2 protein-coding genes and 2 pseudogenes are annotated in these 2906 nt (G+C 64.6%); all 4 read right to left on the bottom strand.

Going from position 1 to position 2906, the window contains the following annotated elements; genetic code table 11:
* A pseudogene (locus tag ACIGGF_RS23560) lies at positions 1 to 337 on the bottom strand (integrase); the annotation flags it as partial.
* Between the two features lie 204 nt (positions 338 to 541).
* The gene (locus ACIGGF_RS23555; RefSeq protein ID WP_397523527.1) at positions 542 to 1774 is read right to left on the bottom strand and encodes a TniQ family protein; all 1233 of its coding nucleotides are present in this window, start codon (positions 1772 to 1774) and stop codon (positions 542 to 544) included.
* Positions 1771 to 2706, bottom strand: coding sequence for a TniB family NTP-binding protein (locus ACIGGF_RS23550; RefSeq protein ID WP_397523526.1), 936 nt, complete (start codon positions 2704 to 2706; stop codon positions 1771 to 1773). The genes ACIGGF_RS23555 and ACIGGF_RS23550 overlap by 4 nt, the downstream gene beginning before the upstream one ends.
* 4 nt (positions 2707 to 2710) lie before the next feature.
* A pseudogene (locus ACIGGF_RS23545) lies at positions 2711 to 2906 on the bottom strand (transposase); the annotation flags it as partial.

Here is a 2906-nt window from a genome sequence, read left to right as displayed (position 1 = left end):
GACGGTCGGCGATCGCAGCAACCCACTTACCGAACGTCGACGGTGCATATGCCCGCGTTCCCTCGACTGTGAGTGTGTCGGCCGCTCCGACGAGGTAAGCGGCCACGGTCGCCGGATGCGCCGGCATCACCTGATGTCCGTGCAGGGTGCACCAAGTCTCGAATCGTCGCCACGCCGATGCATAGGCGCGGCGGGTTCCGGCCGACCGAGCCGATGCCATCGAACGTTCGATCCGGGCTGCAACGTCAACCGACAACTCGGGAAGCGGTGCCGAGCCGCCGCTGAGAACGATCGAAAGCGCATCCGCGTCCGCGGTCACACCCAACGGTTCTCTCATGACGGGAACTGTAACGGAGCCCCCGACACAGTTCGCGAACCGAAAAGACGCTCAGCTGGCGTTTCGTCGAAGATGCTGCGGGAAGGAAAATTCTCGTCGGTCACCGCACAAAAACCGTTGGTGACTATGACCCCGACGCGAGAACGGGCTTCTCGGCTGTCGCCGCGCGTGCATCGCGGACGACCCCGCCCCATCGGGCGATAGCTATGTCGGCGGATGTTGCAGCGGGATCCCGTGGTCGAGGAACAGTTGCACCGTCTCATCCAACTCCGCTGCGGTGCGGCACCCCCAGCGCAGGAAGTTGTACAACGAACTGGCGGATGCGGCATCGACGCGCGCAGCCGCGATGGCGGCCTCGGCCGCAGCGTGCGCGTCAGCCCATAAATCGCGCTCGGGTGCGGGATAAGACGAGCGCATCGGAGCTGTCCCGGGATCGACCGGCTCATAGGGACGTGGGCTCAGCAGAGATGCGTGCGCACCGCCGGCGTCGATCTCACCGCTTTCGACCATCGCAATGCCGATCGCTGCGGCCTCGAGGACTGTCGCCTGCTCGTCCCAGTGCAGGTCCTCGAACGGAACCCACGCGGTCCGGAGCGGGCGAGAACGACCGGCGGCCTTCCAGATCGCAACGAGTCTTGTCGCCCACCGTCCGGTGCGAACCAGTGGTGTGGACACTTCGTCGGCGACGGTGCGCAGCAGTCGGAACCAGACTGCGGCGTGCACTCGGCCTAGGCCGAGTTCCACCCATCCCGTCGTCAGAGCCTCGGTGGTGCGCCGATCGAGGTCCGTGACCGCTGAGGGAACCGGAACGGGCGAGACCCGTTCGTCCGAACCGAACCGGACTTGGTCCCAGAAGATTGCATGACCAGGGAAAGCAGAGCAGGGTTCGAGTCGACAACGGTGGTCGAGGCAGCTGCTCAGCACCGGATATTGATGCAGCAGAGTCATGTTGATATCAGCAGTGGATTCGAGGCTGTCGATACATGCCGGGCATGCCCGACTGCGCGGAGTGCTCGCCCACGGCAACCAAGCGTCGTGCGTGGGTGTGCGGCGTCGTCGATCCTCCCTCGCGAGGTCGGCCGGTAGCAGGATCGAGAACTGGTGGACGTAGGTGTCGAAGTCGCAGTCGGCGGGGTCGGTGCTGTCGAGCAGCCACGGTGTCCACCCCGCCAACGTCATCATCCGCACCCTCTCTACCGGGACTGCGCCGCGACCGGCCAGCTCGACAAGTATCGGCTCCGGTGTGTAGCGGTCGAGATCCCCGACAGCACAATCGATTTCGAGGTCTGCAAGCAGGTCAGAGGGCCTGATGTGCGGATACAGCTCGCATATCCGGGCCAACCAGGACGAGAGGGCCTCACCTGGCAGTGGCGGCGGGTGCAGCGGCCACGGGCGAACGTACGCATCATCGGGCATCGCCGCGAGCCGCGCGTTCATGCGAGGTGGCGCTCGAACTGGCGGCGTCGCTCGGTGGGACCGAGGTACGGAGTGCGCGTGAGCACCGATGAGGTGATCGCTTCCTCTCCGCTGTCGACGGCGGTCACTGCTGCGGCTGTGAGCAGCGTTGTCAGTTCACCGATAGTGCCCTCGGAGCGAGTGAGGAGGTAGTCGGTCATCTCCGGTGATGTCAGGTGCGAGGGTGTGCGGAGGGGGAAGCTCGTGGTGAAGCTGGCCAGCAATGATCGGGTGTCGGCAGTGTTGGTCCAGACCGGCAAAGTCATGGGGTGGAATCGGTTCTCCAGCTGGGGATCGGTCCGAATGGCGAGGTAGGCGTCGCGGGTTCCGACACCGACGAGAGGAATGCGTAGTTCGTTGCCCAGGAAACGCAGCACATTCAGAAATTCGCGGCGGACGTTGTCGCGGCCGGCGAGAACATTGTGGAGCTCGTCGATGATCAACATCCGTACGCAGGTGGCGCGGAGCAGCATCAATGCTTGCTGTTCGAGTTCATGGACCCGATTGCGTGGTCGGGTCGGTGTTCCCAACGCTGTGAGCAGTGCGAGGTAGAACCGGCCGGGTGACGGGTCCGGGGGCATCTGCATGCACAACACCGTTATATGCTCGCGGTCGGACAAGCTGATCGGCGGATGAGTGCGCCGGAACTTTTCGATGATCATCGACTTGCCGTTGTTCGTCGGACCGAGCAACAGTAGGTTCGGCATACGCTGTCGGTCCGGCCACGACAGCAACGTCTCCAGATGGTCGATGACTGCACGGGCCTGCGGATACCCGATCCACCTCTCCGACCGAATCACCCGGATCCGGTCCGCGTCGTCGAGTGCGGTGAGCGGTCGAACGGACTCCCGCAGGTGCCCCAAATCCTCGCTGGACGACTCGGTGGCTTCGCTGCTTCCTGTCGATGCGGTCATCGGCTCACCATTCCTCGATGTCGCTGAAGACTGGCACTACGGTGCCGCCGTCCGTTTGAGGCTCCACCGGCGGGTGGATCGCCGCGGCCGGTGCAGACGCGGCATCGGTGAGATGCGTGCGGCGGGCACGGTTGCGCCGGGCTCTGCGGGTGGCTTTCTGCGAGCGGTCGGTGACCTCGCGCATCTGCTCGATCATCGAA

Source organism: Rhodococcus sp. NPDC078407, assembly GCF_044542515.1.
Lineage (GTDB): Bacteria > Actinomycetota > Actinomycetes > Mycobacteriales > Mycobacteriaceae > Rhodococcoides.
The sequence above is the reverse complement of the archived record's forward strand: the minus strand, read 5'-3'. Positions and strand labels throughout refer to the sequence as shown.